This window comes from Streptomyces roseofulvus (assembly GCF_039534915.1).
GTDB classification, from domain to species: domain Bacteria; phylum Actinomycetota; class Actinomycetes; order Streptomycetales; family Streptomycetaceae; genus Streptomyces; species Streptomyces roseofulvus.
Genome location: NZ_BAAAWE010000001.1, coordinates 495,021 through 519,916 on the forward strand (window position 1 = coordinate 495,021; position 24,896 = coordinate 519,916).

General features: G+C 73.5%; 22 protein-coding genes and 1 pseudogene. 12 read left to right on the forward strand and 11 right to left on the reverse strand.

The features are described 5' to 3' along the window. Positions 1 to 963 precede the first annotated feature (963 nt). From ABFY03_RS37880 to ABFY03_RS02460, 7 genes and pseudogenes are all read left to right on the forward strand, one after another. Positions 964 to 1,137: pseudogene (locus ABFY03_RS37880) on the forward strand (hypothetical protein); the annotation flags it as partial. Between the two features lie 343 nt (positions 1,138 to 1,480). Beyond that, positions 1,481 to 2,824 (forward strand): uracil-xanthine permease family protein, encoded by a 1,344-nt coding sequence (locus tag ABFY03_RS02435; RefSeq protein WP_346169006.1) that lies wholly within the window; start codon positions 1,481 to 1,483, stop codon positions 2,822 to 2,824. Then, positions 2,821 to 4,149 (forward strand): amidohydrolase family protein, encoded by a 1,329-nt coding sequence (locus tag ABFY03_RS02440; protein ID WP_346169007.1) that lies wholly within the window; start codon positions 2,821 to 2,823, stop codon positions 4,147 to 4,149. The genes ABFY03_RS02435 and ABFY03_RS02440 overlap by 4 nt, the downstream gene beginning before the upstream one ends. Before the next feature lie 266 nt (positions 4,150 to 4,415). After that, positions 4,416 to 5,402, forward strand: coding sequence for an isopenicillin N synthase family dioxygenase (locus tag ABFY03_RS02445; RefSeq protein ID WP_319013447.1), 987 nt, complete (start codon positions 4,416 to 4,418; stop codon positions 5,400 to 5,402). Positions 5,403 to 5,573: 171 nt separating this feature from the next. Continuing rightward, positions 5,574 to 6,224: a hypothetical protein gene (locus ABFY03_RS02450; protein WP_346169008.1), complete on the forward strand. Its 651-nt coding sequence runs from the start codon at positions 5,574 to 5,576 to the stop codon at positions 6,222 to 6,224. A gap of 76 nt (positions 6,225 to 6,300) precedes the next feature. Further along, a complete protein-coding gene (locus ABFY03_RS02455) occupies positions 6,301 to 6,486 on the forward strand; it encodes a hypothetical protein (RefSeq protein ID WP_346169009.1) in 186 nt (61 codons plus the stop codon). Positions 6,487 to 6,719: 233 nt separating this feature from the next. Further along, complete coding sequence (locus ABFY03_RS02460) at positions 6,720 to 7,253, forward strand: EF-hand domain-containing protein (RefSeq protein WP_346169010.1); 534 nt, start codon at positions 6,720 to 6,722, stop codon at positions 7,251 to 7,253. A gap of 69 nt (positions 7,254 to 7,322) precedes the next feature. Here the strand turns inward: ABFY03_RS02460 and ABFY03_RS02465 are convergent, their stop codons facing one another. The 7 genes from ABFY03_RS02465 to ABFY03_RS02495 all read right to left on the reverse strand — a co-directional run bounded on the left by ABFY03_RS02465 (position 7,323) and on the right by ABFY03_RS02495 (position 15,058). Next, entirely contained in the window at positions 7,323 to 8,282 is a 960-nt protein-coding gene (locus ABFY03_RS02465; protein WP_346169011.1) for an SAM-dependent methyltransferase, read from the reverse strand. After that, complete coding sequence (locus ABFY03_RS02470) at positions 8,279 to 9,418, reverse strand: NAD(P)-dependent alcohol dehydrogenase (RefSeq protein WP_346169012.1); 1,140 nt, start codon at positions 9,416 to 9,418, stop codon at positions 8,279 to 8,281. Before ABFY03_RS02470 ends, ABFY03_RS02465 begins: the two co-directional genes overlap by 4 nt. Beyond that, positions 9,415 to 10,824: an aldehyde dehydrogenase family protein gene (locus ABFY03_RS02475; RefSeq protein WP_346169013.1), complete on the reverse strand. Its 1,410-nt coding sequence runs from the start codon at positions 10,822 to 10,824 to the stop codon at positions 9,415 to 9,417. The genes ABFY03_RS02470 and ABFY03_RS02475 overlap by 4 nt, the downstream gene beginning before the upstream one ends. An 8-nt stretch (positions 10,825 to 10,832) precedes the next feature. Beyond that, positions 10,833 to 11,588, reverse strand: a complete 756-nt coding sequence (locus tag ABFY03_RS02480; protein ID WP_346172190.1) for a (5-formylfuran-3-yl)methyl phosphate synthase — start codon at positions 11,586 to 11,588, stop codon at positions 10,833 to 10,835. Between the two features lie 513 nt (positions 11,589 to 12,101). Continuing rightward, complete coding sequence (locus ABFY03_RS02485) at positions 12,102 to 13,112, reverse strand: polyprenyl synthetase family protein (RefSeq protein ID WP_346172191.1); 1,011 nt, start codon at positions 13,110 to 13,112, stop codon at positions 12,102 to 12,104. Positions 13,113 to 13,249: 137 nt separating this feature from the next. Beyond that, on the reverse strand, positions 13,250 to 14,401 hold the full coding sequence (locus ABFY03_RS02490; RefSeq protein WP_319013440.1) for a tetratricopeptide repeat protein: 1,152 nt from the start codon (positions 14,399 to 14,401) through the stop codon (positions 13,250 to 13,252). Positions 14,402 to 14,653: 252 nt separating this feature from the next. Then, positions 14,654 to 15,058, reverse strand: coding sequence for a hypothetical protein (locus ABFY03_RS02495; protein WP_346169014.1), 405 nt, complete (start codon positions 15,056 to 15,058; stop codon positions 14,654 to 14,656). A gap of 98 nt (positions 15,059 to 15,156) precedes the next feature. On the opposite strand from ABFY03_RS02495, the gene ABFY03_RS02500 reads away from it, so the two are divergent. After that, on the forward strand, positions 15,157 to 16,128 hold the full coding sequence (locus ABFY03_RS02500) for a GlxA family transcriptional regulator (RefSeq protein WP_346169015.1): 972 nt from the start codon (positions 15,157 to 15,159) through the stop codon (positions 16,126 to 16,128). 31 nt (positions 16,129 to 16,159) lie between these two features. Here the strand turns inward: ABFY03_RS02500 and ABFY03_RS02505 are convergent, their stop codons facing one another. Together ABFY03_RS02505 and ABFY03_RS02510 are read right to left on the reverse strand one after the other, a co-directional pair. Further along, entirely contained in the window at positions 16,160 to 16,993 is an 834-nt protein-coding gene (locus ABFY03_RS02505; RefSeq protein WP_346169016.1) for a TIGR03943 family putative permease subunit, read from the reverse strand. After that, positions 16,990 to 18,051 carry a permease gene (locus tag ABFY03_RS02510; protein ID WP_386723742.1) on the reverse strand — a complete coding sequence of 354 codons (1,062 nt, stop codon included), beginning with the start codon at positions 18,049 to 18,051 and terminating at the stop codon, positions 16,990 to 16,992. The genes ABFY03_RS02505 and ABFY03_RS02510 overlap by 4 nt, the downstream gene beginning before the upstream one ends. A 521-nt stretch (positions 18,052 to 18,572) precedes the next feature. Between ABFY03_RS02510 and ABFY03_RS02515 the strand changes: the two genes are divergently transcribed. The 3 genes from ABFY03_RS02515 to ABFY03_RS02525 all read left to right on the forward strand — a co-directional run bounded on the left by ABFY03_RS02515 (position 18,573) and on the right by ABFY03_RS02525 (position 21,364). Next, complete coding sequence (locus tag ABFY03_RS02515; RefSeq protein WP_386723758.1) at positions 18,573 to 20,342, forward strand: ATP-binding cassette domain-containing protein; 1,770 nt, start codon at positions 18,573 to 18,575, stop codon at positions 20,340 to 20,342. 137 nt (positions 20,343 to 20,479) lie between these two features. Beyond that, positions 20,480 to 20,623 (forward strand): hypothetical protein, encoded by a 144-nt coding sequence (locus ABFY03_RS02520; RefSeq protein WP_346169018.1) that lies wholly within the window; start codon positions 20,480 to 20,482, stop codon positions 20,621 to 20,623. Positions 20,624 to 20,632: 9 nt separating this feature from the next. After that, positions 20,633 to 21,364 (forward strand): phosphotransferase, encoded by a 732-nt coding sequence (locus ABFY03_RS02525; RefSeq protein ID WP_346169019.1) that lies wholly within the window; start codon positions 20,633 to 20,635, stop codon positions 21,362 to 21,364. 188 nt (positions 21,365 to 21,552) lie between these two features. Here ABFY03_RS02525 and ABFY03_RS02530 read toward each other — a convergent pair whose 3' ends face one another. Together ABFY03_RS02530 and ABFY03_RS02535 are read right to left on the reverse strand one after the other, a co-directional pair. Beyond that, positions 21,553 to 22,674, reverse strand: a complete 1,122-nt coding sequence (locus ABFY03_RS02530; RefSeq protein WP_346169020.1) for a sensor histidine kinase — start codon at positions 22,672 to 22,674, stop codon at positions 21,553 to 21,555. Continuing rightward, entirely contained in the window at positions 22,671 to 23,357 is a 687-nt protein-coding gene (locus ABFY03_RS02535) for a response regulator (protein ID WP_346169021.1), read from the reverse strand. Before ABFY03_RS02535 ends, ABFY03_RS02530 begins: the two co-directional genes overlap by 4 nt. Positions 23,358 to 23,617: 260 nt before the next feature. On the opposite strand from ABFY03_RS02535, the gene ABFY03_RS02540 reads away from it, so the two are divergent. Then, on the forward strand, positions 23,618 to 24,874 hold the full coding sequence (locus ABFY03_RS02540) for a DUF418 domain-containing protein (protein ID WP_346169022.1): 1,257 nt from the start codon (positions 23,618 to 23,620) through the stop codon (positions 24,872 to 24,874). Positions 24,875 to 24,896 lie beyond the last annotated feature (22 nt).

Sequence of the window (24,896 nt, forward strand, 5' to 3'; positions counted from 1 at the left end):
GCGCGTGACAGGGCCCGAACACAGCCGGGGCCAGACCATGGCGCCTCGCCGCTCGCACCTGTGCACGGTGGAGGCGGGCCCGCTCTTCACCCCACGGACGGCCGGCCTGGGCGGTCGCCTCCGTACGACTGCCGTCCGTGCATCGCGCGGCCGTCGGATACCGGCACGACCAAGTGAAAATGGGCACCCGTGACGTGGCGGCGGGCCTGCGGGGAAGTCGTGCGATCCGGGGTCAAGGTCGAGGAGCTACGGCTGAAGTCCTGCTCGCGCCGCGTGCGGCCGCTGGGGGCGATCGTCATCGGGACGGCGTTGTCGCTGGTCTCCCCTGCGTAGGCCGCGGCCGCCGCCCTCGGCGCCCACTCCGCGGGCGGGGCCGTCTTCCAGCGCAGTCGGCCTCCGCGCAGGTGGTCGCGGTGGCGCCGGCGGGTTCGGCCGGGGCTCGGCTGCCGGCAGTGCGGCGCCAGACGCTGTCCTGGACGACGGTGCTGAACGGTCTGATGCGCAGCGCGCTGCCGGACCGGCCGCCGCGCCGAATGCTTCCTCGTTCGTTACGGACCGAGTGAACCACGCTCAACACGTGCGTGACGATGCCCGGCCTCTCGCCCGGGGAACGCCGTCCTGCCATCGTCATGGCGTCCGGGTGATCCCCGGCAGGAGGCTCGCACCGGCCAACACCCTACGGCGCGAACTCCGACCAGGTGACAGGTGCGCGGGTATCCCCGGCACCCCGCGGCCGGCCCCACATCCTGGGGCCGGCCAGGCACCGGACCAGGCCCGCCGGCAGAGGCCATCGTGTGGGCCGCGCAAGGGCTGACTTCGACGACACGCTCACGAAGCTGTGCTGCGCCTGATCCGTGGCTCCGTCACGACGCATCGTGAACATGGGCACGACTCAGGGCTCGGCCCGGGTCTTGCAGGACCGAGGTCCACGCTTCCGTCCCGGTTGACGTCTCCGATGCCCGCCGGGCGTTGGTCGAGCCCGTGTTCGTCGCCTGGCGGGCAGCCCGCTCCGGGCCCGGGGCGGCGGCGCGGGCGCATGATCCGAGGGAGATCGTGACCGCGATCCCCTACGTCGATCGCGCCGGGATTCCGTGGGAGCACCTGCCGCCGGCGCCCAGCCGCTCCCGCAGCCGGTGACGGTCGCCCACGAGACGCCCGGGAGGAGCCCGCCGGCACCCCGGGGGAACGCACCGCGCCCGGCCTGCGGAGCCGAAAGGCCGCCGCCCCGGAACCGCGCGATCACCGGGCCGCACCGGCACGCGGACGGACCGGACCCCCGGCGTTCCCCGGCCCCGCCCGACCCTTCCGCCCGCCCGCGCCCTTCGGGTACGCCCCGGTTTCCTGAGCGCAATGCCGCCGAAACACCCCCTCCCTACCGTCAGTCCCACACCGGTCATGGCTGCAACGGCCGGTGCGCGCCCGGACACGGAGCTGCCCGGGCGCTAACCAGCCGTCTTCCGCCGAGCTACGAGGAGGAACGATGGCTGTGGTCGAGCACGCCGTCGCGCCCGCACCCCGAGCGCCCCACCCCGTCGACGTACGACCCCCGTGGCGACGGCTCGTGCCGCTGAGCCTGCAGCACCTGCTCGTCGCGTACGCCGGCATGGCCACGATGCCGCTGCTCGTGGGAACCGCACTCCACCTTCCCGAGGACCGGATACGCCTGCTCATCAGCGCGAACCTGCTGGTCAGCGGAGTCGCCACCGTGCTGCAGTCGCTGGGCCTGAAGTGGTTCGGGGCGCGGCTGCCGATCGTGATGGGCTCCACGTTCACCGCGATCACCCCCGCCATCCTCATCGGCGGGCAGCACGGTCTCGCAGCCGTGTTCGGGGCGACCGTCGTCTCCGGTCTGGTGACGCTGGCCGTCGCCCCCTGGTTCGGCCGCTGTCTGCACCTGTTCCCGCCGCTGGTCACCGGGACGGTCATCGCCGTCATCGGGTTCTCGCTGGTGCCCTCGGCGGCCGGTCTCGTCGCCGGGCACGAGCCCGCCGGCAGCGGCGGCCGCGGGCTCGCGCTCGCCGCCGGGACGGTGCTGCTCGCGGTCCTCGTGGAACGCCTCGCGCCGCCCGCGCTCGCCCGGTTCTCCGTGCTCCTCGCCATGGCCGCGGGCACCGCCGCCGCGCTGCCGCTGGGACTGTTCGACGGATCGGGCGTCGCGGACGCCCGCCTCGTCACCGCCCCCGACCCGACCGTCTTCGGCGCCCCCACCTTCGTGGTGCCCGCCATCGCCGCGATGCTCGTCGTGCAACTCGTGAACATGGTGGAGTCCGTCGGCGACACCCTCGCGGTCGGCCAGATCGTCGGCCGCGGCGACGACGCGCCCACCGTCGTACGGGCACTGCGCGCGGACGGGGCCGCCACGGTGCTGTCGGGGGCGCTCGCCTCCTTCCCCATCGTGACGTTCGGCCAGTCGGTGGGCCTGGTGAGCGTGACGCGGGTGAAAAGCCGCCATGTGGTCGCCCTGTCGGGCGCGTTGATGGTGGTGCTCGCGTTCGTGCCCGTCCTCGGAGCCGCCGTCGCCGCCGTCCCGGGGCCTGTACTCGGCGGGGTCTCGCTCGTCATGTTCGGGACCGTGGGCGCGGTCGGGCTGCGCATCCTCGCGCGCGCCGACCTGACCGAGCCGCGGAACCTGCTGACCGTCGCCCTCGCCTTCGCGCTCGGCATGATCCCCGTCGGCGCACCGGACTTCTACGCGCCGCTCCCCTCCCACCTGCGCACCGTCCTGGACAGCGGCATCGCCGTCACCGGGATCGTGGCGTTCCTGCTCAACCTCCTGTTCCACCACACGGGCGCGGCCCGCCACCCGAAGGAGACCGCCCGGTGAACCCCGCGACCATCACCGACGTCACCGTCCACACCGGTGACCGCTGGCTGCCCGGGAGGGACGTCCACCTCGCCGGCGGACGGATCACGGCGATCTCGGAGCATGGCGAACTCCCCCACTCCGGCGCGGTCCTGGACGGACACGGCGGCCATCTGACGCCCGGCCTCGTCAACACCCACACCCACCTCTTCCAGGCGGGACTGCGCGGCATCGGCGAGGGCCTCGGGCTCCTCGCCTGGCTGGGCGCCGTCGGCGAGGAGGCGGCGCTCCTCACTCCCGAGCGGGCCTACGCGACCGCCGCCGCGGCCGCGGCCGAAGCACTGCGCAGCGGCACCACCACGCTCGTCGAGCACATGTGGCCCCACCCGTCGCCCGCGGTCCACGACGCGGTGCTCCGGGCCCTCGAGGACAGCGGCGTACGGGCCGTGCTGTGCCGGGGCGTCGCCGACCGCGCCGACCCCAGCCGCAGATGGGGCTACGACCCGAGGCTGATGCAGCCGTTGGAGGAAGCCCTCGCCCACACCGACGAGCTGATCGCGCGGACCCGCGGCAGCCGGGTGGACATCGGCGTCGCCGTGCCCAATCCCCGGTGCCTGACCCCGGAGGGCATGGGCGCCGTACGCGCGTACGCCGAGGAGCGCGCCCTGCCCGTCTCGCTGCACCTCCTGGAGACCACCACGGACGACGTGCTGTGCCGCGACCGCACGGGAGCCGGCGCCGTCGAGTATCTGGAACGCGCCGGGTTCCTGTGGGACCGCCTCCTCGCCGTGCACTGCGTGGAACTCGACGCCGCCGGACGCGCCACCCTCGCCCGGCACGGCGTCGGCGTCTCGTACAACCCGCTGAGCAACATGCGGCTCGGCAGTGGCATCGCGCCGGTCCCCGAGATGCTCGACGCCGGCCTCGGCGTCGGCCTCGGCGTCGACGGGGCCGCCAGCAACGACACCCAGGACATCCTGGAGGCCCTGCGCATCGGCGCCTATCTGCAGCGCGCCGCACACCGCAAGGCGGACCTGCTCGGGTTCCCCGAGATGTTCGCCATGGCGGCGGGCGGCGCGAACCGGGTCCTCGGCATCGAGGAGAACCCCGACGGCGGCGTGCGGCCGGGCATGCGGGCGGACCTCGTCCTGCACCGCTTCGACCGCGACTACGGCTGCCTGCCCGTCCGCGATCCGGGCGCCACGCTGCTGACGTGCGCCGGCAGCAGGACGGTGGCGGCCGTACTGGTCGGCGGCGAGGTGCTGGTACGCGACGGAGAACACGTCCGCCTCCCCTCGCACGAGCTGGCGGCGGGCCTCACCCGCTCCGGCCCCCGCGGCAGTTGACCGGCGGGGCCCACGACCCCGGCCGGGGCCCCGCGAGCTTTACCACCGCGTAACAGCACGACCCCCCACCGGTAACACCCACCGTGCAGGCTGAACCCATCGCGCGCGGGCCCCGGCGACCGGGACCCGCGCCAGCCCACGGCGCCGGACCCACGAAGAGGTCCGCCGCGACCGTGCACGCGGGTCTCTGAGCACCCGCGCTGGGGATCGCAGGGGCGGTGACTGCATCCCGTACATCCCTCCCTGTCCGAGGAGCGACAGCCGCCATGACCCACACCACCCACACACTCGAAGAGCTGGCCAAGGAGACCCGCATGGGCGGGGCCGGGACGGAGACGTCCGCCCGGGAGATCCGCCGCATCGACCTCACCGACTTCGACCGCCGCAAGGGGGAGATCACCGAGGAACTGTGGGCCGCCGCCACCGACATCGGCTTCTTCCAGCTGGTCAACCACGGCATCGAACCCGACGTCGTGGACCGCGCCTTCGCCGACGCCGAGGCCTTCTTCGCCCTCCCCGAGCACGCCAAGGCCCGGCACGCCCTGAAGAAGGGCCTCAACTCCGGCTGGGAATCCATGACCCAGGTCCGCCCCTCGGTCAGAACGCCCGACCAGAAGGAGTCGTACCAGGTCACCCGCCCGCACATGGAGGGCCTGTGGCCCGACGACACCCTGCCCGGCTTCCGGCGGCGCGTCCTGGACTTCGAGGCGCGCTGCCGGGACCTGGCGATGCGGGTGCTGTCCTGCTTCGCCGACGGCCTGGGGCTCCCCGACGGGTTCTTCACCCGCGCCCACGACCCGGCGAGCCCGAACTACCAGTCCACCCTGCGGATGCTGCACTACTTCGCCGTCCCCGCCGACGCCGTGATCCCCGCGAACGTGTGGCGGGCCGGCGCCCACACCGACTTCGACTGCCTGACCCTGCTGTTCCAGCGGGACGGCCAGGGCGGCCTGCAGGTGTGCCCCGGCAAGGAGGCGGAGGCCCAGGAGTGGACACCGGTCGAACCGGCCGACTCCGTGATCACCTGCAACATCGGCGACATGCTGATGCGGTGGAGCGACGACCGGCTCCCCTCCAACTTCCACCGCGTCCGGTCACCGGGCCCCGACGACGACCGGTCGGCCCGCCACAGCATCGCCTTCTTTGCCCAGGCCGACCGCGACGTGGTGATCGAGGGCCCGGAGGGCCGCTACCCGCCGATCACCGCGGCCGACTACATCCAGCAACGGATCGCCGCCAACTTCGCCCGATAGGCCGGCCCGGTGGTCGACGTGACGATGCCCGCGAAGGACGGACGGCGGACCGGCTTCGGACGGCTCGCGGTGCTGGGGCTCCAGCACGTGCTCGTGATGTACACCGGAAGCCGCGCCCCATCGGCCGGATATGGGCGATGCCTTCTTGCGGGCCGGTCCTACGCTGGAGGCATGGCCACCGATCCAGCGCTGAGACAAGGCCCCGACTCGACGGAGCTGGTCCTGCGCGCCGGGCCGACCGGGCGGGTGTGGAACGCGCTGACCTCGGCGGGGCCGGCGCTGCTCGTTCCCCTCGCCTTGGGCGCGCCGACACTCATCGTCGCCTTCTGGATGGCGCTGGCCGGGGCGCGGGCGTCGACCGTGTTCGTGGTGGTGGGGATCATCGTCGGGCTGGAGTACCTGATCGGCTGGCCGGTGCTGGCCTTGTCCCGGGCCCGGGACGTCCTGCGGGTGGAGTTCACGCCGGCCGGGGTGCCCGCGTCCCTGCGGTTGGTCCGGGCCGCCGGGCCGGACGCCTGGCTGCCCGTCGAGGCCCTGCGCCAAGTGCGGCTGACGCACAAGGTGGTGGAGCCGTACCAGGGGGACTACAAGCCGGCCGTCTCCACCCTCACGCTGGAACTCGCCCTACAGGGCACCCCGGAGCACCTCACGCTCCCGTTCGGCGGGGACCCGCAGCGGCTCACCGCCGCGTTGAAGGCTCTGCTCGGCCCGGCGGGGGTCATGGTGGTGCTGCGCACCGAGCGCAGCACGCGCGATCGGCCTCGGCGCAACTCCGGCTGGGCCTCCGGTGGTTCGGCCTCGGTCGGCTCGGGCAGCGGCTGACCCCGAACCGCCCGTGGCACTCCCCGGCCGGGAGCGCCCGTCGACTGCCGGCCCAGGCTTTGGTGATGGCGGGGTGTTGCCGGCGCAGTTTGGCCAGGAGTGGAGTGCCGGCGGCGGAGTCGTGGACGCCGGCGGCGGTGACGGTCACGGCCGGCCCGGTTCGTGTTGTCCGTTCACGGGCGGGATGCGCTCCGCCGTCCTCGACAAGCTGCCGGTCGACGACCACACCTTCGATCCGAACGACGAGATCCTGGGCGGCTGACGGCCGTCTGGCGCCAGAGGCGCGTCCCGAGCCCCGCGCATGCCGCAGACCGCCGGGTCCGCGGTTGTCGGCGGTGCCCGGCACGAGCAGATCGGACTGATGGTCGGAGAACTCACTCCTTCCGGTAGCGGCGACCGCCTCACCGTCACGGCTCTTTCCCCGCGCGGTTGTGCAGGAGCACTCACTGAGCCGGGTCCGGACCGACGGGCCCCATCACGAGACAGGTGACGAACATGCGTACTGAGGCCGCCAAGCGAGTCGAGTTGGTCTTCTCCCTCTTCGACGCCAACGGCAACGGAGTCATCGACTCCGACGACTTCGACCTCATGACGGGACGCGTCCTGGAGGCGGCAGTCGCATCGGACGCCGGTGCCAAGGAGGCCATCCGGAAGGCGTTCCGCCAGTGGTGGACGACGCTGGCCACCGAGCTGGACGCCAACGGCGACGGCGTGGTCACCCTCGACGAGTTCCGCCCCTTCGTGCTCGACCCCGAGCGTTTCGGCCCCACGGTCAGCCAGTTCGCCGAGGCGCTCTCCGCACTCGGCGACCCGGACGGGGACGGTCTGATCGAGCGCCCGCTCTTCCTGTCGCTGATGACGGCGATCGGCTTCGAGGAGGCGAACATCCACGCGCTCTTCGACGCCTTCGGCCCCGACGCCGAGGACCGCATCACCGTGGCCACGTGGGCCACCGGCATCGAGGACTACTACGCGCCGGACCTGGCCGGGATTCCCGGTGACCGGCTGGTGGGCGCTCCGGCCGTCTGACACCGCCCGGTCACGCGCGCGTCCCGGGGCGGCGTCCGCCGACCCGGGACGGCGTCGGATCGCCGGGCGTCACGGCCCGGGCTTGTGGGCGAAGACCCACCGGTTCCCCTCCAAGGCGTCGTTCGCCTCGGGAAGGGGACCGCGTCCGTGCCGGCGGGTGAAGTCAAAGGGCGTGCGTGTCGACGTGGACCATCCCCGGGCCGCCAGGTGGCCCGTCGAGTCGGGGCGCGGTCCCAGGTCGAAGAGGTCGAGCAGATCGATGCCGATCTGCTCCCGCGTCGCCGTGTAGATCGCGCTGTCGCGGTACGCCAGCAGGTCCTTCTCCAGTTTGGCCTCGAAGGCCAGGGCGCTGCCCCCGGTGGTCAGCCGGTCCACCGTGTCGACGAGGCGCGTCTCCACGGGCCCCGGCAGGTAGAAGAGCAGCCCCTCGGCCAGCCAGACGCTCGGTACGGCCGGGTCGAAGCCCGCGGAGGTCAGCGCCGTCGCCCAGTCCTCGCGCAGGTCGACCGGTACGGGGACGCGCTTCGCCCTCGGGGCGGCCGACAGGTCCGTGAGCACCTGCTGCTTGAAGGCCAGCACACCCGCCCTGTCGATCTCGAAGACCACGCGGTCGGACGGCAGGTCGAGGCGGAAGGCACGCGTGTCCAACCCCGCTCCCAACAGGACGACTTGACGGGCGCCGTCGTGTACCGACCCGAGGACGAAGTCGTCGAGGACCCGGGTCCGCAGCCCGAAGTAGCGGGCGAACCTGCCCCACAGCGGGTTCTCGTCCCCCTCCGGAACCTGCCCGATGCGTACCGGCCAGTCCGCACACGCCGCGGCGGCGCGCACGAAGTGTTCGGCGTGGACGTCCTGGGCGAGGCTGTCGCGGCGGTGGGTCTCGATCGCCCGGGCCGCGGCGACCAGGAGCGCGGTCAGCCCCACCCCGCCGTCCACGCCCTCCGCGTCGGCCTGCCGAGCCGCTGGGGAGGCCCCGTCTCCTCCGGTGGCGGGGCGGGGGGACTCCTCGGTGGTGAAGGTCTCGCTCATCGCTCTCCTCTTTCCGGTCTTTCCGGTCTTTCCGGTCTTTCCGGCAGCAGGACGGGTTTGACCACGCGCCCGCCGTCGCAGTCGCGTTCGGCCTCGTTGACGTCGGCCAGCGGATAGGTGCGGATCAGCTGGTCGAAGGGGAAGCGGCCGGCCTGCCACAGGCCGATCAGCCGGGGTATCAGCAGTCCGGGTACCGCGTCGCCTTCGCAGATGTGGCGGATGCTTCGGCCCCGGTCGAGCGTGCCCGGTTCGAGCGGCAGTGGGGTGTGGAGGCGTGCCACGAGGCCGAGGGCGCCGGTGGGGCGCAGCGCTCGGAGCGCGTCGTTGATGAGTGGGGCCGAGGCCGTGGTGTCGAGGGCGTACTGGGCTCCGCCGTCGGTCAGTCGCCGGATCCGTTCGGCCAGTCCGCGCGTTCCCGCGGCCAGCGGGGTCGCGCCGAACCTTTCGGCCAGATCGAGGCGTTCCGGATGCCGGTCGACGGCCACCGTCCGCGTGCCGGCGGCGGTGGCCGCCATCACGGCGGCCAGGCCCACCGCTCCCGCGCCGAGGACCACGAGGGTGTCGCCGGGTCCTGCCGCGAAGGTGTTCAGGACGGCTCCGGCACCGGTGAGGAAGCCGCAGCCGAGCGGCCCGAGCAGTTCGAGTGGCAGCGCTGGGTCGACCCGTACGGCGTTGCGGGCCGGGACGAGCGCGTACGCGGCGAAGGAGGACTGGCCGAACCACCGGGGAGCCAGTGCTTTTCCGGTCGCGTCGGTGAGCCGTGGTGGTTCCTCCTCGCGCCCACCGAAGAGATTGAGAGAGGCGAAGGAGTCGCAGTAGGCGGGGGAGGCGGCGCGGCAGTTCCCGCAGTGTCCGCAGGAGTCGAAGCTCAGGACGGCGTGGTCGCCGACGGCGAGCCCGTCGGCGGGGTCGCCGCCGGTCGCCACCACGACCCCTGCGCCCTCGTGGCCCAGGACCGCCGGCAGCGGGCTGCGGCCCGCCGATCGGCGTACCGCGAGATCGGTTCGGCACATCCCGGCTCCCGCGATCTCGACGAGGATCTCGCCCGGTGCGGGCTCCGCGCTCAGGGCCACTTCCTCGACCGTGAACGGGTCCTCGTACGAGCGCAGTACGGCCGCCTGGAACCTCCTCGTCACGTTTGCTCCTCCCACGGGCGATGGACGACGAACGGCCGGAGGTTGCCGTAGAGGCCCCAGGGTCCGCCCGCGACACCGACGCCGCTGTCCTTGGCTCCCGCGAAGGGCTGGCCGAGGGAGAGTGCGGCGTGGTGGTTGATCCAGGCCGTCCCGCATTCGAGCCGGTCGGCCACCGCCTCGGCCCGGTCGAGATCGGTGCCCCAGACGGAGCCGCCGAGGCCGAAGCCGGTGCCGTTGGCCGCGGTGAGTGCCTCGTCGAGGTTGCGGTACGGCAGTACCGGCAGGACGGGTCCGAACTGTTCCTCGGTCACCACCGGGCTGTCGGGCGGGACGTCGGTGAGGATCGTGGGAGCGAAGAAGTAGCCCGCTCCGTCGAGTCGACGGCCGCCGGCCGCGGCCCGGGCGCCAACCGCCAGGGCCTGTCGCGTGACCTCCTCGACCCGGGCCAGCTGGGGAGCGTTGTTGACCGGACCGATCCGGGTGTCCGGGTCGAGTCCGGATCCGACCGCGACGGTCCTCGCGCGCTGGGCGAGGGCTTCGACGACCTCGGCGTGGATCCGGGCGGGGGCGTAGACGCGTTTGACCGCCATGCAGACCTGTCCACAGTTGCGGAACGCTGCCCAGAACAGCCGGTCCGCGATCCGGTCGACGTCGACGTCGTCCAGGAGGACGGCGGCGTCGTTGCCGCCCAGTTCCAGGGTGACCCGGGCCAGCGAGGCCGCCGCGGCCCCGGCGACGGCCCGGCCGGTGGGCACCGAGCCGGTGAAGGTGACGTGGCGGATGCCCGGGTGGGCGGCGAGACGGGCACCGAGGGGTTCACGGCCGGTGACGACGGTCAGGACGTCGTCGGGCAGGACGGTGGCGAGGACGGAGCCGAGCAGCCGGGTGGCGAGCGGGGTGTGGGGGGACGGTTTGAGGACCACGGTGTTGCCGGCCGCGAGCGCGGGCGCGAACTTCGCCGCCGCGAGCTGGATCGGGAAGTTCCACGGCACGATCGCGGCGACGGGCCCGAGGGACCGCCAGCGGACCTCGCTGTGCACGGGCCGGCCGTCGTCGATGCGGTGGGTCCTGGGGGCCAGGTCGGCGAAGTAGCGCAGCCGGGCCGCCGTACGGGCGATCTCGGCGTACGACTCGGCCAGGGGCTTGCCCTGTTCGCGCGTGAGCAGCCGGGCGAGGGCGTCGCCGGCCGTTTCCACGGCGTCGGCGGCGGCGCGCAGGGCAGTGGTACGGGCGGCGGGGTCGGAGCGCCAGCCGTGCCAGGCCCGCCGGGCCCGGGCGACCACCTCGTCCAGCTCCTCCGGCCTCCGGTCGGGGGCCTCGTCGAACGGCTCCCCGGTGGCCGGGTCGACGACGGCGAGGCGTGCGGCACGCGGCCCGGGGACACGAGCGGCTTCCGGTGTCGGCATTCCGGTGGTCAGTTCACGGCCGGGGTGCCGACGGCGTGCTCCCGGGCCTGCCGGTCCATCTCCGCCCGGAAGGCGGCGACCAGATGCGGCTGGATCCTCCCGGCATTGCGGTCGCCGCCCGAGCAGACCGCTCCCCGCACGCCCACGATGTCCGTGCCGATGCGGGTCAGCGGACCGAGATCGTCCCGCTTGACGCTGCCCGCGAGGGCGGCGAGCAGGCCGGAGGCGTGGGCGCGCCGGACGAACTCGGCGCAGGCGTCGGGCGGAACGTGGTCGAAGAGTCGCGTGCCGTCCTTGATCGCGGTGTCCAGCATGGCCGCGTCGGCACCCGCGCGGGCGGCGATGTCGGGCAGGGCGAGCGGGTTGACGCAGCCGATGCGGTGGGCGTCGGCGTAGCCCGAGGCGACGACGAGCGCCTCGGGGCGGTGGTCCTTCACCGCGCGGACGACCGCTCGCATGACCTCGATGCCCTGCTCGGGAGTCGTACAGCCGTACAGACCGACCTTGATGTACGTGGCGCCGGACACGACCGCACCGAGCGCGGCCTGCGCCACCGTGCCGGGCTTGTACGGCACGTCCCCCACGGTGGCGGACACCGGCTTGTCGGCCGGCACCGCGTCACGGATCTCCCTGATGACCCAGGGGAAGTTGGCGCCCAGCGAGCCCTCGTCGGGCTTCTTGACGTCCACGATGTCGAGGTGTTCCGCGGCCTTCGCACAGTCGAGGGCTTCCTCGACACCGTCCGGGGAGATGAGAAGCAACACCATGAACTCCTTCCGCCGCATGTCCACCTGACCGAGGACAGGGGTGCGGATCACCTGGTTCACGTGCGGGGTGCCCATCCTTTCCGCCGCTCCGCGGGCACCGGTAGGGCGCACGGAGCTCACGGGAGGTGCGTGAAGGCACGCTCATGCTGCGGTGTGCACCGCTGTGCACCGGCGCCTGTCGGCGCACGCCCGACCTGCCGACCGCCCCCGATGCCCACTTGCGTGCTCCGGGGCCCTGCCCCCACCTCAGGCACGGAAGGCCCCACGGGAGTCGCACGCCCCCGTCCCGCGGAAGTCCGCCGTGGCGGTACGCCCCGGGGGGCCGTCAGCCGGTCGGCAGGCCCTACAAGGCGCGCTGGACGCGGAGAGAGGCGCCTGCGCCGGGTTCTGCCCGTCGAGCGCCTCTCGACCGCGTCATCCGGCCGACCGGCGGTGGTCCCGTCTCGGTGCGTCCGGTCCGATCGGCGTCGGGCCGTCACCGGCGGGGTGGTCAGAAGGGCGAGACGGTCTTCACCTGGTCCTGTCGAGCACGTACGTGAACAGCATGTCCACGTGCTGTACGGCGGTGGGCGTGAGGGACGCCTCGCGCAGAGCGCGGCGGGCGGTGTCCAGGTGCCGGCGCGCTTCCTCGCGGGTCGCGGTCCGCCCGCCCAGCTCCTCCACGAGTGCCGCGACATGTGCGGCGGCCTCGTGGTCGAGCGGTCGGGGAGGGTCGAGCAGCGCCGCCAGCTCGTGCGCGGCCCGGCCTCCGCCGGCCAGGGCGGCGAGCATGGGGTAGGTCTTCTTGCCCCTGCGCAGGTCGGCGTGGACGGGTTTCCCGGTCACCGCGGGGTCGCCCCAGATGCCGAGGATGTCGTCCACCGCCTGGAAGGCGAGGCCGATATGGCGGCCCGCCCGTTCGAGCGCGTTCACGGTCGGTTCGGGGGCGCCGCCGAGGACCGCGCCGAGTGCCAGGGCGCAGCCCAGCAGGGCTCCGGTCTTGTGTTCGGCCATCGACCGGTACTGCTCCAGTCCGACCGCGCCGGGGCCGTACCACGAGCGGCGTTCGAAGCGCAGGTCCTGCGCCTGGCCGGACACCAGGGCATTCAGGGTCCGGCAGAGGCAGCGGACCGCGGACGCCGCGTGCCGGCCCGGGGCCTCGGCCAGGGTGGTCACGGCCTGGGCGAGAAGCGCGTCGCCCGCGAGAACGGCCGGGCCGGTCCCGTATGCCTTCCACACCGCCGGCCGCTGCCGACGCAGGGCGTCACCGTCCATGATGTCGTCGTGGAGGAGCGAGAAGGTGTGCACGAGTTCGACGGCCACGGCACCGGGCACGGCCTCCGCGCCATCGGCCCCGACCGCCTCGGCGCCGAGCACGGCGAACGCCTGGCGCACTCCCTTGCCCTCGGATCCGCCGGGATCCGGCGTACCGACCACGTCGGACCAGCCCAGCGCGTACGCCGCCATCTCACCGGCCCACGGATGGAGGCTGCCCACCGCCTCTACCAGCGCGGGTCGGACGAGTTCACGACAACGCTTCAGGACACGGGCCGGCGCCGCGTCGTGATCGACGTCGTGACAGGCGTTGTCATCCCTCTCGCGATCCGTGGCGTGATCACGAGAGGAACGCACCGTGGCCACGACCGCGGCACCCGGCGCGGAGGTTGTCGGGACGGCGTTCACCGCAGGCCCTCCACATCGGCGGCCTGAAGCGCCTCGGCGCCGACCGGCGGCAGCAGGGGCGTCGCTGCGCCCTGCTCGCGGCCGGCGTGGTCCGGCAGCGGCCCGACCCCCAGTTCGGCCGCTGCCTTGTCCACCATGTCCCGGGCATGCCGCAGCCCGATACGGTCCAGCGTCGAGCGCAGTTCGGCCAGGTCCGCGGCCGTGTGCGCGGCGTCGCGCCCCAGACGGGCGGAGGCCTTGACCAGCCCCAGCCGCGACAGCGCCGTCCCGCGCGGCTCGTCCATCTCCTGGAACTCCCCAAGGGCCAGCGCGTACATCTCACGGGCCTGCTCGTGGCGGCCCGCCCGGTACAGCACGTTGCCGCGCATCTTGTGGTTGTAGGCGAGGGCGCTGGAGAGCCGCATCTCCCGGCAGGCCCGCTCCGCCTGGGACAGCAGTGCCAGGGCGCGTTCCACGTCGCCGTCGCGCACGGACACCACGTCCGCGATGCCGCGCAGTGCCCATGCCCACCCGCGCCGGTCCTCGGCTCGGGCCGCCGTGTCGGCCGCCTCCTCGAACAGGGCCAGGGCCTCGTCGTACTCGCCGGTGTTGCGGTGCATCTGCGCGATGCCCTCCAGCGCCCACACCGTGTGACGGGCCTCGCCTCGGCGGCGGGCCTCGGCGAGCAGCTGCTCGTGCAGTCTCCTCACCGCCGGGTAATCGCCCTGGATGCGCCCGGTCTCGGCGAGTCCCGCCAGTGAGTAGCCGCGCACGACGACGTCACCACCCCGCTCGCCCGTCTCGGCGGCCAGCCGCAGCAACCGGTACGCCAGCCTGAACGCACCCCGCTGCCGGGCCAGCGTGCCGCCGCTCCACAGAGCCCACGCCATGGCCCCCTCGTGGCCGGCCGAACGCGCCGCCCGGTAGCTCGCCTTCCACGCGCGGTCGGCCTCCTCGATGCGCCCGAGCCTGCGGCAGGCCTCCGCGACGGCCAGCCCGCAGCGCGCCTCCTCCCGCCGGTCCCCGGCCCGTTCCGCCGTCCGCAGCTCCTCCATGCCCCGGGCCAGCACCTCGGGCAGCGAGGCGTTCACCGACAACGATCCGAGAGCACCCTGGTACTCCGGTGCCGTCGCCTTGGCCCGCGTCGTCCCACTCACCTGACCTGCCATCACACCCCTCCTCGGTCGACTCGACGATCAAGTCGACACGAATCCCAAGACGGTGACCGCAGGCCGAGGTTCCCTCCCGGCCGAGATGTCCGCCTCCCTATGGACGCGGGGTCGTCCTCAAGTGCTACGCGGTCGCCGACGACTCGTCAGCGAGATGGACGCCCAGCGGTACCGGCCCGGCCCGACTCGACGGTCACCGGCCGCCCCCACGCTCGCTCGGCTCCCCAGGGCCCCCGAGAGCCCTGGAAGCGATCAGACCAGCAGGACGATCGCCAGGGCGCCCGACGCGTCGACGACGCCGCACCATTCCGACCAGGCGCGGGGGACGACCCGGCCGGTGAGGTGGTGCGAGAGGTCCCAGAGGGCGTGGGCGAACCAGCCGGCGGCGACGACGTACAGCGCGGTCCTGCCGTCCAGGAGGAGCACCGCCGCGGCCCATGCGCAGAAGGCGACGAGCCCGGCGGTCTGGACGGTGAGCGCGCGCCGGTCGCCGAGCTCGCCGCGGGCGGCTCCGAAGGCCAGGTAGCAGAGCGGCATGACCACGAGGAGGACGGCGAGGAAGGCGGTGGGCGGGAGCCCGTCGGCGAAGGTCGCCACGGCGAGGGCGAGGGCGAGCCAGGTCGGCCAGCGGTGGGCGAGGAAGCGGATCGTCGTCATGCGTCCCACTGTCCGGCGCGGGCCCCCTCAGGTCGCCGGTTCGTTCCCGGGATGTCCGTCGTCTTGGGATGGAGGTCCGTGCGGGCTAGGGTCGAGGCATGGGGGATCGTGCGGAACGGGTGGTGGCCGTCGTCGGTTTCGAGTCGGCCGAACTGCTCGACATCGCCTGCGTCACCACGGGCCTGGCCCTCGCCAACGCTCTCGGGGACCCCGAAACGCCGTACCGCGTGCGGGTGATCGCGCCGGGCGGGGCGTCGATCCGATGCGGTACGGGGCTCCTGCTGGCCGGCGTCGAGTCCCTGGAGCGGACGAAGGGGCCGCTGGACACGCTCGTCGTCTCGGGCGGACTGGGTGTCGAGCGGTTCGCCGCGGATCCCCGCCTCGTCGGCCATGTCCGGCGCCTCAGCCGGGAGAGCCGCCGCGTCGCCTCCGTCTGCACGGGCGCGGCGGTGCTCGCCGCGGCGGGTCTCCTGGACGGCCGACGGGCCACCACCCACTGGCAGTTCGCGCCGCTCCTGGCGGACGGATACCCGGAGGTCCGGGTGGACGCGGCGCCCCTGTGGATCCGCGACGGCAACGTGTACACGTCGGCCGGCATCACCAGCGCGCTGGACCTGACCCTGGCCTTCATCGAGGAGGATCACGGTCCGGAGCCGGCGCGCCAGGTTGCGCGGCACCTCGTCGTCCACATGCAACGCCCGGGTGACCAGCGGCAGATGAGCGTGTTCACCGCCGCGCCGCCACCGCGCGAGGACACCGTCCGGGTCCTGGCCTCCTACATCGCCGCACACCCGAACGAGGACCTGAGCACGCCCGCCCTCGCCGCCCGCGCCGGGATGACGCCCCGTCACCTCACCCGGCTCTTCACCCGGTGCCTGGGGGTGCCGCCCGGCCGGTACGTCCGGGGTGTACGCACGGAGGCGGCCGCCCACCTCCTCCTGACGAGTTCGCTCCCGCTGGCGTCGGTCGCCTCCCGGTGCGGCCTCGGCACTCCGGAGGCGCTGCGCAAGGCGTTCCTGGACCGCTATGGGGTCTCTCCGTCCCGGTACCGGGACGGCGTCACGGGCTGAAGCGGCAGCACACGGGCGGGCGGGGCCGGCTTCAGCTGCCCGTGGGCGGGGCGTCCTGGTAGGGGTTGCGGGGCTCGGCGACCGGCTTCAGGGCACCGGCGTCCATGGCCGGGACGGGGTCCTCGACGGTGACGTCCTCCGGCCGCCAGACGCCCGTGACCTCGACCCAGGTGTCGTCGCCGGGGGCCCGGACACCGTGCACCTCCACCCGCAGCGTCCGCGCGTCGCCCGCGCAGCAGCCGACCTTCAGACGGTTGAGGTACCAGGTGTCCGGGCTCTTGCCGGCGGTGGCGAACCCGAGCAGCCGGATCTTCCGGCCCCGCAGGCTCGTGGACTCGTAGACGGAGCGTCCGATGAACTCCTCCAGCGCCATGGGCGTGGTCGGCGCGTCCGCCAGCTCCTCGTAGGCGGTCCGCTCGACGCGGGCCGCCCCGCCGTCCCGTGAGGCCGTGAAGGAGCCGAGCGCCGGCGGCGCGACGAACAGGAGGGTGAGGGCCGGTACGGCGAGGAGCCACGCGACCCGCGAGGCGCCGCCGTGCCCGTGTCCGTGTCCGTGCCCGTCGTGCGCTGCGACGTGGTCGTCCGCCGGATCGTGCCAGTACCCGTGCCCGGACGCGTCGCGCCGCAACACCGGCCGGCGCAGGCGTCGGGCCACCTCGGCGCCGACGCCGGCGAGGCCGAGGAGCACCAGCAGGACGCCGGACGCGACGAGGTAGGGCCACAGCCCTTCCTTCACGTACCGGAGGTACATGTCGCTGCGCACGGTGGCGCGCAGCAGGCCGGCGCCGGTCAGCACGAGGAGCAGCGGCAGGCCGAGCTCGCCGAGCGGGCGGGGGCGGGCCGCGCGGGCGGGTCGTCCGGTCACAGCAGTACACCTCCGACGAGTACGCAGGTCAGGACGGCCACGACGAACGTGGCGGCGCTGAAGCGCACCGCGAACGCCCGCCCGAAGGCGCCCGACTGCAGGGCGATCAGCTTCATGTCGACCATCGGCCCCACCACCATGAAGGCGAGGCGGGCGGTGGGCGAGAAGCCCGTGAACGAGGCCGCGACGAACGCGTCCGCCTCCGAGCACACCGAGAGCAGCACCGCGAGCACCGCCGCCACGAGGACACCCAGCCACGGGGAACCCGAGAACACCTCGAGGACGGAAGGCGGTACGAGGACGTTGAAGGTCGCCGCCGCCATGGCGCCGACGACCAGGAAGCCACCGGCGTGCAGGAAGTCGTGCTGCAGCCCGCGCCGGAAGGCGACCAGCCGACCGCCGCCCGGCGCGTGGTCGGCGTGGCCCGTCGGCAGGCGCAGCCATTCCTCGCGCCCCCACCGGATCCAGAGCCAGCCCATGACGACCGACGTGACGAGCGAGGCGCCGAACCGCGCGGCCACCATCTCCGGACTGCCGGGGAACGCGATGGCGGTCGAGACGAGTACGACCGGATTGACGGCGGGCGCGGCCAACAGGAAGGTCAGGGCGGCGGCCGGCGCCACGCCCCGGCGCATCAGGCTGCCCGCGACGGGAACCGAGGCGCACTCGCACCCCGGCAGCACCACCCCGGCGGCACCGGCCACCGGAACGGCGAGCACGGGGTTGCGCGGCAGCGCCTTGGAGAAGACCCGGGCGGGGACGAACGCCCCGATGGCCGCCGACACGACGGTGCCGAGAAGCAGGAACGGTACGCCTTGGACGACGATGGCCACCAGCAGAGTCCGCCAGGCCCCGAGCGCCGCCCAGCCGAACAGCCGCTCCAGCCACGGCCCGACCGGCACCATCACCAACGCGACCCCGACCAGCACCGAACCCACCCGGCCGCTGCGCACCGCACGCCGCTCCCCGGCGCCGCTCCCGTCAGCGGGAGCTCCCTGGCGACGGGGTGGTGCGGGTGGTGGTGATGCCGTCGCCGTACTCGTCGAGCCCTCGGCCACGCCGCGCCCCCTCGCTCTGGTCCGCCGTGGTCGGCGGAACGGGTCCAGCCCGCCCGGAGGTCACCCGGCGCGAGCGGGCACACAATAGCCGACGACAATCATGTTCATCTACGCCCTCGGGGTGACCTCTTCTCCCTGCGGCCACCGGGGCGCGGCAGGCAGCGGCGCAACCGGATCGCGGGGCCGTCGTTCACCCGCGCCCCGATGGCGGCGGCATCGGCGTTTCGGCCAACCGCCTTGTCCACCCGCCCCCTTGGGGGACGCGGGTCGGTGCATCCTCCATCCTCCGACACGCGCCGAATCTCGGGGATCCGACGGAGTCCGAAAAACACCAGTTCGATATTGCGGCGGGGGTCGTTGAGCTTCTCGACAGGCGCCGCACGACCGCTCAGGAGGACCCGCCGTTGACCTCGACTCCCGTGAACGCGCAGCAGACCGCACCACCCCCGCCCCCTCCCGCGGAGATCACCTACAGCGGGCCGCACGGCGTCAATCCGCTCGCCGCGGCGTCCTTCCGGCGCATGTGCGGGCAGATCCCCTCCGTCCTGGGCCGTATCGCGAGGCTCTCGTGGCGGGCCGACCGGCGGGCCGTCCAGTTGCTCGTCGGCTGCCAGTTGGTCACGGGCGTCTCGGCCGCCGTGCTGCTGACGGCCACCGCCCGCGCCATGGTGCCCGTCCTCGGGGCCGGCTCCGCCGGGGAGCGGCTGCGGGGCGCGTTGCCCGCGTTGCTGGTGGTGGCCGTCGCCGCCGCGCTGGCCCGTGCGGCCGGGGCCGTGTCCTCGTACGCGGAACGGCGGGTCACGCCGCGGCTGACGACGGAGACGGACTCGGCGCTGGTGGAGGCGGTGTGCCGGGTGGAGGCGGTGGCGTACGCGGAGGACGGGTTCGCGGACCGGCGCGAGGCGGCCGAGATGGGGGTGACGCGGACCCATGTGATGGTGACCGACGCCCAGCGGTTCGTGTCGGCGCTGATCCGCATGGTCACCGCCGGGGGCGTGCTGTCGGTGCTGAACCCGCTGTTGCTGCCGCTGCTCCTGCTCGCGGTTCTTCCGGCCGGTGCCGGCGCGGTGCTGAGCGCGCGGGTCGACTACGAGATCCACTACGCGAACGTGGCGGACCGCAACGTGAGGGGGATGATGCGCTGGTGGGCGACCGAGTCCCGGTACAGCGACGAGGTCCGCGCGAACTCGATGACGGACTACCTCGTCTACTGGTACCGGGCCCTGTCCGACCGGTGTGACCGGCGCAGTCTGGCCGCCGCGCCCCGGACCCTGAGGATCGCCCTGCTGTCGGCGGTGGCCGGTGGCGTCTTCCTGCTGGCGACCTGGGGTGCGCTGGCGTGGCTGGCCGTGTCCGGTCGGATCGATCTCGCGGTCGCGGCGACGGCCGTGATCGCCGTGCAGACCACGCTCGCCGCGCTGTCCCAGGTGGTCGTCGGCGCCGCCGCGGTCTTCCACACCAGCCTGTACCTGGGCGACATGCAGTCCTTCCTCGACGGCGCCGCCGCCCGTGCCCCGAGGCGCGGTCCCCGTCGTCTCGCCGCCCCGGTCGACGAGATCCGGCTGGAAGAGGTCGGGTACCAGTACCCGGGCAAGGACAAGCCCGCCGTCGACGGCGTGTCCCTGACCCTGCGGCGCGGCCAGATCCTCGCGATCGTCGGGGCCAACGGCTCGGGGAAGTCCACCCTCACCCGCCTGCTGACCGGTGTCTACCTGCCGGACAAGGGCACCGTCTCGTGGAACGGCACCGACCTCTCCGGGGTGGACCCCGCCACGGTGTGGGCGCACACCGGACTGGTGCCGCAGATCTTCGCGCAGTGGCCGCTGCGGGTCCGCGAGAACGTCACCCTGGGCCAGCCCCGGACGCACGACGACGCCCCGGTGTGGGAGGCCGTCGACGCGGTCGGGCTGCGCGACGCCGTCGAGGACCTCCCCGCCGGCCTCGACACCCTCCTCGCCCGGGACCTGTGGGGCGGCACGGAACTCTCCGGCGGCCAGTGGCAGCGCATCGCCTGCTCCAGGGCCCTGTACCGCCGGCCCGAGCTGCTGATCCTCGACGAGCCCACCTCCCAGATGGATCCCCGCGGCGAACACCAGATCTTCGAGCAGATCAAGGCCATCGCCGCCGACCGCATCACCCTCGTGGTCACCCACCGCCTGGAGAACACCCGGATCGCGGACCACATCATCGTGATGGAGCACGGCCGGATCACCGAACAGGGGCGGTACGACGAACTGGCCCACGGAGGCGGGACCTTCGCCGAACTCCTCACACTGTCGCAGGACCGCTGACCGACCCCGCCCCGCCCCGTCCCGCCCCGGCGGGACGGGGCCTGTCAAGGAGGACCCGTGCCCCCGTCCCTCACCGCTGCCCCCGCCGTCCCCTTCCGCTCCTCGTCCGCATCGCACCCGAGCGCGAGGTGCTCGGCGTGAGGCGGACGAAATCCCTGCCCGTCTTCGTGCGGCGCTGGGCGGAGCGGCGCACCGGCCCGCTCGTGGCCGTACGCGACGCATCGCACGACTGGCACCGCTCCCGGGTGTGGGAGCTGGCGGGCGGGGGCGGCGGCCGCTAGTACGTGAAGGTGTCGCCCTCGGTCAAGTTCTTCACCCGCGAGACGAGGGCCTACCGAGACGTCGTTCCCGCGCTCGGGCACCACCGGGCGCCCCAGTTCCTCGACAGCCGTGCGGACGCCTTGGCGCTCCTGCTCACCGCGGCGCCCGGTGCTCCGGCGCCGGGCCTGGACCTGACCGCTGCCACGTGGCGGGCCGTGCACGCACAGGCCGGCGAGCTGTCCGCCCGGCTCCACGAGGCCGGTCCGCTCGACCCCCGCGACCGGACGGAGGCCGAAGCGTCGCTGACCGCCGCGGCCGACGGTGCGGAGACGTACCTGGGCCGTGCCGGGGACCGGCTCACCGGCGACGAGCGGCAGCTGGTACGCGACTACGCGGCCCGGCTCCGCCGCGTGGGACCGGTGCCGCTCGGCACCATCCACGGCGACAACCAGCCGCGGAACTGGCTGTGGTCCGAGACGGGGCTCGCGCTCGTCGACTTCGAGCGCACGCGCCCCGCCGCCCGCGTACAGGACCTCGTCATCCTCGCCGCCACCGAGTGGCTCGACCACCCCGACCGCCGGCAGGCCTTCCTCCAGGCGTACGGGCGAGACCTCACCGGCGCCGAACGGCACGCGCTGCGCTGCCTGACCGCGCTCGACGCGGTCAACTGCCTGGCCTGGGGCCCGGATAACGACCACCCCGAGGTCACCGCCCGCGGCCGGCGAACCCTCGACCGGCTCATGAGGGAGGACCGACCGTGAGCGACGCCCGCGCGGCCGACCTCGACGTGCCGCGCCGCTGCGCCCTGCGGCCCTGACCACCTAGCCCCTCGAACGGAACGAAACACCTGATGCTGGACATCGAGAAGCACATCGCCGCCGTCTGGACCCTCTACGGTGCGTTCACGCGTACCCTCGGCCCGGCAGGCGAGCGGCCCGCCGGTGCGGTGTCAGTCGGACCGGGCGGGGGCCCGTAGTTCGATCGTGTAGCCGCCTTCCGGGGTGGGGGCGGCGGTCAGGGTGCCGTCGAGGAGTTCGGCGCGTTCCTTCAGGCCGATGAGGCCGTGGCGGGCGCTGGGCAGGGCGACGGACGGGCGGGTGGGGGCGGTGTTGGTGACGGTGACGCCGAAGTGGTGCGCGTCGTGCCACAGGCGTACGTCGGCGCGGGCTCCGGGGGCGTGCTTGCGCACGTTGGTGAGGGCTTCCTGGACCGTGCGGTAGACGGTGCGCTGGGCGGTGGTGCTGATCTCGGAAGGGAGCCGTCCGGTCAGGGTGGTCTCGATGCCGCTGCTGGCGATGAGCTGCTGGAGGTCGGCGAGGGTGGGCTGGGGGGTGAGTTCGGTGGCGTTGCCGCCTGAGGCGCGGAGCAGGGTGACCATGTGGCGGAGTTCGTCGAGGGTGTTCGCGCTCAGGGTGCGGATGGTGCGGGCGGCCTCGCGGGCGTCGGGGTCCTTGGCGGCCATCTGGAGGGCTCCTGCCTGGACGGCGATGAGGCTGACCTGGTGGGAGACGACGTCGTGCATCTCGCGGGCCAGTTGGGCGCGTTCGCGGGCGAGGACGGTCTGGGCGTGGAGGGCTCGTTCGTGCTCACGGGCCTCCTCGACCTCGACGAGCTGGCGGGCCACGTCGTGCCTGGCCTGGACGAGCTGGCCGAAGAGGACGGGGGCGACGGCCGTGGCCAACGTGTAGACGAACTGAACCAGCGTCCAGGCCCGTTCGCCGTCGGACGCGTCGGACATCGGCCACAGGAGGGTGGCCGCCACGGCGTTCAGCAGGGCGCAGCCGGCGAGCAGCGGGCGGTTCCTGGTGGCCGCGGCGAGCGTGTACAGGGCGGCGATCGGCGCGACGGCCACGTCCATGAACAGGGTCATGGGGAGGGTCAGCAGGAAGACGGCCAGCGGGAAGCGTCTGCGCAGGAGCAGGCCGGCGGAGCCGGCGGCGGCGCAGGCCCACATCACGGGGGTGCCCTCGCCCACGAGGTTGATCCACGCGTCGAGCGCGGCCAGCACCACAAGTCCCGTGTCGACGGCCCAGGGCGGCAGCCGCCGCCAGACCGTCCGGACCGTGCTCATCGTCCGTCGCCCCGTGCCGTGCCGTCGGCGGCGTCGTCGTGGGTGAGCAGGCCGGCGCGCTCGGCGAGGAGCGCGGCCTGGACGCGGCTGGAGACCCGCAGCTTGGTCAGGATCGAGCTGACGTGGTCCTTGACGGTGCCCGCGCTCAGGTGGATGCGGGTGCCGATGTCGGCGTTGGAGAGTCCTTCCGCGACGAGCACGAGGACGTCGCGTTCCCGGTCGCTGAGGAGGCCGACGCGCGCGACGTCCGCGTCCGGGGGCGCTCCGGCTCCCGGGTGGCCGCGGAGCAGGGCGCGCGACGCCTTCGGGGACATCACGACGCCGCCCGCGGCCAGGGTGCGGACCAGCTGGGCGAGCTGTTCCGGCTCGCTGTCCTTGAGGAGGAAGCCAGACGCTCCCGAGCGCAGGGCGGTGAGGACGTACTCGTCGGTGTCGAAGGTGGTCAGCATGGCCACGTGCGGCGGGTCGGGCAGTTCCTGGAGCTGCCGCAGGACGGTCAGGCCGTCGACGTCCGGCATGCGGATGTCGAGGAGGACGACGTCCGGCCGCTCGCGCCGGATCACGTCGGCTGCCTGGGCGCCTTGGGCGGTCGCCACGACCTCGATCCCGTCGGCCGCGTTCAGGATCATCTCGAAGCCTGACCGCACCAGGGCCTCGTCGTCGACCACCACCACCCGGACCACCGGCGTCCCGCCTCACACTCTCGTCTGCGCTGTCCCGCCGCTCGGCGACCCGTACACCCGGGGCTTCGCGTGCTCGTACGGGCTCGCCTGACGTCGACCGTACGTCCGGCAGGGTACGTGGTGACGTGATCACCCGGTGCCCGTGGACACCCGGCGGGTCGGCTCCAGCCGGTCGGGGGGTGTGCTCCGGCCGGTCGGCGGGGGCGCCGCCGAAAGCTGCCGGATGGTCCGCCTCGGTACCGCGCCGGGAGATTCCTCGTATGACACAGACACAGCCTCCGCAGGCGACCCCAGCTCCGCGGGAGCACCCGGCTCCCCCACCCGCAGCCTCGCCCGGCCCCGCCGGGAATCCTTCGGGCGCCTCGTCGACGGGGCGCCTGGTCGGCGTGGACCTGGCCCGCGCCCTGGCGGTGTCCGGGATGTACGTCGTCCACATCGGCCCGCCCCTGTCGTCCACGCACGGCGTCGGCACCTGGGTCCGGTATCTGGCCGACGGACACTCGTCGGTCCTGTTCGCCACCCTCGCCGGGTTCTCGCTGATGCTGATCGCGGGCCGCCGCGAGCCGAAGACCGGCCTGGCCGGCCGGCAGGCGAAGGCCCGGATCGCGCTCCGCGCCGTGATCCTGCTGGCGCTGGGAACGGTGCTGGCGCGGGAGTACGGGGGCGTGATCATCCTGGGCTTCTACGGCGTCTACTTCCTCCTCGCCCTGCCCCTGCTGCGGCTGTCCGCCAAGGCACTGGCGATCACCGCGGCCGGGCTCGCGCTCGTCACGCCGCAGCTGGCGTTTTTCCTGAACGCGCTGCTCGGCGAGTCCGTCCGGCAGACCGTCGACGCCTACGACCCGCTCAAGAGGATCAGCGAGGTCGGCGTGCTCGACCTGCTGCTCACCGGCTTCTACCCGACGATCACCTGGATGTCGTTCGTCGTCGCCGGCATGGCGCTCGCCCGCCTCGACCTGTCGGCCGTCCCCGTCCAGCGGTGCCTGGCCGCGCTCGGCGCCGCCCTGACCGCCGGCGCGTACGGCCTGTCGCTGCTGCTGGCGGGCCCGAACGCGCTGCGCAGCATGGCGGAGGACGGGAAGTCGTCCGCCGGGTTCGAGAAGGCGTCGTCGTCCGGCAGCGGATCCTTCGAGGCCCCGCGGCGGGCGGCCTCGGAACTGCTCTCCGCCGGGCCGCACAGCGGCACCACCTTCGACATCATCGGCAGCGTCGGCGTCGCCATCCTCGTCATCGTCGGTGCGGCGGTGCTCATGGACCGCCTGCCGCGCCTGCGCACCCTGGCGAAGCCCGTCGTCGCCGTGGGCACCATGTCCCTGACGGCCTACGTCGGCCACTTCGTCGCCCAGTCCCTGCTCGGGGTCTCGGCCGGCGAGAGCACCCAGACGTCCTGGATCCCCGTGCTCACGTTCGTCCTCGGGGCGATCGCCTTCGCCGCGGTATGGTCCCGCTTCTTCCGCCGCGGACCGCTGGAGGCGTTGCTCAACGCCGCGACGAAGCCCGCGAAGCACGTGCGCTGACGCCGGCCGGGGCGGGCCGTCT

Coding starts and splice junctions, on each gene's coding strand:
- ABFY03_RS02500 (WP_346169015.1), top strand. CDS start 15,157: ATGGGGGATCGTGCGGAACGGGTGGTGGCCGTCGTCGGTTTCGAGTCG.
- ABFY03_RS02490 (WP_319013440.1), bottom strand. CDS start 14,401: ATGGCAGGTCAGGTGAGTGGGACGACGCGGGCCAAGGCGACGGCACCG.
- ABFY03_RS02540 (WP_346169022.1), top strand. CDS start 23,618: ATGACACAGACACAGCCTCCGCAGGCGACCCCAGCTCCGCGGGAGCAC.
- ABFY03_RS02450 (WP_346169008.1), top strand. CDS start 5,574: ATGGCCACCGATCCAGCGCTGAGACAAGGCCCCGACTCGACGGAGCTG.
- ABFY03_RS02465 (WP_346169011.1), bottom strand. CDS start 8,282: ATGAGCGAGACCTTCACCACCGAGGAGTCCCCCCGCCCCGCCACCGGA.
- ABFY03_RS02530 (WP_346169020.1), bottom strand. CDS start 22,674: ATGAGCACGGTCCGGACGGTCTGGCGGCGGCTGCCGCCCTGGGCCGTC.
- ABFY03_RS02515 (WP_386723758.1), top strand. CDS start 18,573: ATGTGCGGGCAGATCCCCTCCGTCCTGGGCCGTATCGCGAGGCTCTCG.
- ABFY03_RS02435 (WP_346169006.1), top strand. CDS start 1,481: ATGGCTGTGGTCGAGCACGCCGTCGCGCCCGCACCCCGAGCGCCCCAC.
- ABFY03_RS02495 (WP_346169014.1), bottom strand. CDS start 15,058: ATGACGACGATCCGCTTCCTCGCCCACCGCTGGCCGACCTGGCTCGCC.
- ABFY03_RS02475 (WP_346169013.1), bottom strand. CDS start 10,824: ATGCCGACACCGGAAGCCGCTCGTGTCCCCGGGCCGCGTGCCGCACGC.
- ABFY03_RS02460 (WP_346169010.1), top strand. CDS start 6,720: ATGCGTACTGAGGCCGCCAAGCGAGTCGAGTTGGTCTTCTCCCTCTTC.
- ABFY03_RS02445 (WP_319013447.1), top strand. CDS start 4,416: ATGACCCACACCACCCACACACTCGAAGAGCTGGCCAAGGAGACCCGC.